The sequence below is a fragment of the Neolewinella agarilytica genome, from assembly GCF_900110645.1.
GTDB lineage: Bacteria > Bacteroidota > Bacteroidia > Chitinophagales > Saprospiraceae > Neolewinella > Neolewinella agarilytica.
In genome coordinates, this window is sequence record NZ_FOFB01000052.1 from 1 (window position 1) to 3,513 (window position 3,513).

The 3,513-nt window shown below is 44.7% G+C and carries 4 protein-coding genes; 1 reads left to right on the plus strand and 3 read right to left on the minus strand.

What is annotated here, in order from left to right; translation table 11 throughout:
* Positions 1 to 323: 323 nt before the first annotated feature.
* The gene (locus BM123_RS23615; protein WP_090173595.1) at positions 324 to 755 is read left to right on the plus strand and encodes a cold-shock protein; all 432 of its coding nucleotides are present in this window, start codon (positions 324 to 326) and stop codon (positions 753 to 755) included.
* A 130-nt stretch (positions 756 to 885) separates the two neighbouring features.
* Here the strand turns inward: BM123_RS23615 and BM123_RS23620 are convergent, their stop codons facing one another.
* The 3 genes from BM123_RS23620 to BM123_RS23630 all read right to left on the minus strand — a co-directional run bounded on the left by BM123_RS23620 (position 886) and on the right by BM123_RS23630 (position 3,334).
* Positions 886 to 1,953, minus strand: a complete 1,068-nt coding sequence (locus tag BM123_RS23620) for a polysaccharide lyase family 7 protein (protein WP_090173596.1) — start codon at positions 1,951 to 1,953, stop codon at positions 886 to 888.
* Positions 1,954 to 2,124: 171 nt separating this feature from the next.
* The gene (locus tag BM123_RS23625; RefSeq protein ID WP_090173597.1) at positions 2,125 to 2,835 is read right to left on the minus strand and encodes a protein-tyrosine phosphatase family protein; all 711 of its coding nucleotides are present in this window, start codon (positions 2,833 to 2,835) and stop codon (positions 2,125 to 2,127) included.
* A 151-nt stretch (positions 2,836 to 2,986) separates the two neighbouring features.
* Entirely contained in the window at positions 2,987 to 3,334 is a 348-nt protein-coding gene (locus tag BM123_RS23630; protein WP_090173598.1) for a hypothetical protein, read from the minus strand.
* Positions 3,335 to 3,513 lie beyond the last annotated feature (179 nt).

Below are 3,513 nucleotides of genomic sequence, written 5' to 3' on the forward strand. Positions count from 1 at the left end.
AAGACGGGAAGGAATGGGCCACTTTTCTGGTTAAAACACGGGGTTTCGCATTTTGAGCGTGTGTAGGGTTTGCCTAAACAGGTCAATTTTCAAGACTACGTACAGGCGTGCCTTAGATAATACTTCCAAAGTTGCATGAAATCGTAGCGGACCATTGTTATTCACACACAGAAAGAAACGCCCTCCCCCTACTTCCTCCGGAATTGCCTACCTTCGGCGTCCAAAAGTTGTTTCCGATGGTAGTTTAAGCGATTTTTCCAACAAATTTCAACCTGCCTTACTTTATAACTGTTTGAATTTTCCAATAAAAACCAACATTGATAATGGCAGATAGCTTCAATAAAAAAGAACGCGAAAAGAAACGGCAGAAAAAGAAAAGAGATAAGGCGGAGAAAAGACAGCAAAAGAAAGCTGACAACACCAAGCCGCTAGAGTTTATGTATGTAGGGGAAGATGGAAACCTAACCGCTGAGAAACCAACTTTTGACCCCAGTAAAGAGACTTCGATTAGCGATATTAATATCAGCTACCGCAAAGAAGAAGGAGCATCAGAATCCAAGTTCACCAAATCCGGATCGGTCAAATTCTTCAACACCGAGAAAGGCTACGGCTTCATTGAAGAGAAAAATTCGGGGGAAAGTTACTTTGTCCACATCGACAATTTGTCTGCCCCGATTAAAGAGCACGACAAAGTAACCTTTGAGGTAGGGAAAGGCCCCAAAGGGCCCGTTGCGCTGGACGTGAAGTTGGTGTAACTTAGTTTTTCAAGGCTGGCTTTCTGGTAGACTTTTCTTTTTGTGCAGAACGGTAAACACATCGTTATGGGAATAGCATCATCCCCGATGCCGACTTTATCTCCCCCTTCAAAAACTCACAAAAGGCTGCCTACTCTCCCTTTGGCGGCGTCCCCGCTCCTACCGTCGCTTCGCGGAACCACACCTCTGTATAGCTTCCGTTGGCGTACTGCTGAGCGATATCTCCACCGTAGACCTCTGCGCCGGTGCCCCAAACCATGTTGCTCTCCGGAGACTTCCCGTTGGTCTGGTTATATGCTCCTTGCTTAAAGTAGTTTAGCTCCCCGGTGTAAGCACCGGGCTGCTCCGTTCCATCCTGACCGGTTGAGGCAAACACCGTCAGCACCTGCTGAGGGATGTCGGAAGCGTTTACGTATTCAGAAGCGATGAGGTTCTTCGTGAAGGTCTTTGGCTCCTGCCCTTCTCTGTTGAAGGTAAGATACATGATCCCTTCGTAGACATTCACCTCATAGCTGAACTCTTCGCCAAGGGCAATACCATCTGCTGGTTCTTCCGGATAGGCATCCGGAGCGGTGCCGACCACTGACATGTCGTAGCCCCAAATGGCCGTAGAGAAATCCCAGCGCTCCTTGTTGTCTCCTTCCGTGTTGATTTCATAGTTCCAGAACAGCGATCCCTTGTCGTGGCCCGGGAATTTCTTGTAGAAGATCTTCAGCGGCTCATTCTCGTGCCCCTCCCCGCTGTGGATTTGCCCCACCACTACGGAGTAGGAAGCCGCTACCCGCGCATCTCCGTTGGTAGATACGTGCATCACCTTAAGCGTCCCCGTTAGCTTACCGCCCGTCTCCGGCACCCAGTGGTCTTTTTGCCCCAGCTCCGTTCTGGTGTTGCTCGACGTCCGGGAAGTTATCCCGGAGTTGGGTGTCTTATACACCACCCAATCCATTCCTTCCTCCTCCTGCACGTAGAAGAAATCCTCCTTGGCGTAACCAACCAGATCTTTGACGTTCGTACCGTCACCAAGTAAGATTTTCCATTCATCCATAAAGGGAAGGACATCGCTGGGGTGCTTAGTCATAGTTGATGCGACAGTCTCCGCCTCGCCAGCGGTCTCTGCTTCTACCGCTTTTCCAGCACAGCTGTTCAAGGATAGTGCCAGGGGTAGCATCAGGAAGGGAAGGAATTTACGGAGTTGCATTTATTGACTTTTACTTCAGAATGCCCAAATCTAGTGATTTAAAGATTGGTAGCGGCCAGGTTTTACTGACTTAGTGTGGGTGCCAGTGGCCTAAACAGTTATGAACGCAAGCGTCCGTCCACCCCTGTGACTGGCTGCAGGATGTCCTTATCCATATCGGTAATCATGCGGTTAATCGGTTGGAGGAGTTGCCTGGTCGCTTGCGGGCCTTCCGGCCAGCTTTGACCCTTTTTCGTTAGGCAAATTTGATAAGTATTCCTGAACAATTGAAGTACTCCAGGCCCAGTGCTTTTCAACTTTTTCTATAGCTGTTACTGGTCTCATTTTGTAAATAAGCTGTCTGGCTTCCGATCCATCAAAGCCTGAAAACATCAATAATCCATTTGTGAATAAGCCTGTTCTGTGAACCCCGGCAGCACAATGAATATGAATACTCTTCCCCATCTTAAGTTCCCCCAGTAGTCTCGCATATATTGCCAAGAGGCTATTTATGGTGTCATCATCTTTACTCAACTCTGATGCAGATAAAGGAAACCATACCCAATCCATATCCACATCTGTAGTAAAAATATTTATATCATCCGCATTTTCTTCCTTCTTCAGCAATGTTACAATTATATCGGTACCATCCTTATATAATTCTTGCAACTTACCTATCCCGGGTCTTGGGCCTATGCTCAACGTGCCCCCATAAATGTTTACAGCATTAATTTTCTTTGACCTGTAAATCTTTCTTAAACTGGTGATTTTGTTTTTGATAGTTTCCTTTTCCGTAGCAAGCAAACCATCCCCATAATTCTTATAAAATGACTTCAAATCAGACATTTTTAAAAACTTGTCATCAAGCTGCTTAAGCATGAAATCTTTAGGCCCATCGTTCATCGACACTTAATTGTAATCTGCGCTAATAATTATCACTCCCGGATCACTAATTTGTAAACCGGAACAACAACCCGGTGATTGCCCCCTTGATTATTGAAATGGTGTTACCCGGAGTTTGTGTAATAAATCCAGTAGTGTGGTGTTCCGCGCATCATTGAATTTTATTATCAATTAAATCTATCTGCACAGATATCTCATCTCGATACAGTGATACAGTCTTATTCTCTTGATCAAGATTAAATTTCAATAAGTTCGGATAGTCTACAATTTTAAAATAACCTTTTTTAGTATAAAGTAGTTCATTGCTCTTATCACCTCGGAAAAATTCAAAAAAAGGAGACTCTACATAGAACTTACCATTTTTTTCTTTTATCACTGTATTAAACTGTTGACCATAAAGGAAGTCGTGATAAACACCTGCTAACTTTTCTTTGTAAGCATCCGGAATATCCATATATTCATTTTCACCTTGCTCTGATTGCCAATCAAGGTTGCTCAATATAACATTCCGGGCATGACCTATTACTGGAAATCGATTTGGCTTATCTCCGTTCGCTAAGATTATAAATCCTTTGCCTCCCGTTGTACGCTTCCCCTAAGCCGCAACCACTCTAAAGTAGAAATTCTGATTTAGATTTTCATAGTTTACGGGCGATTTATAACCGATGCTGCTGTGTG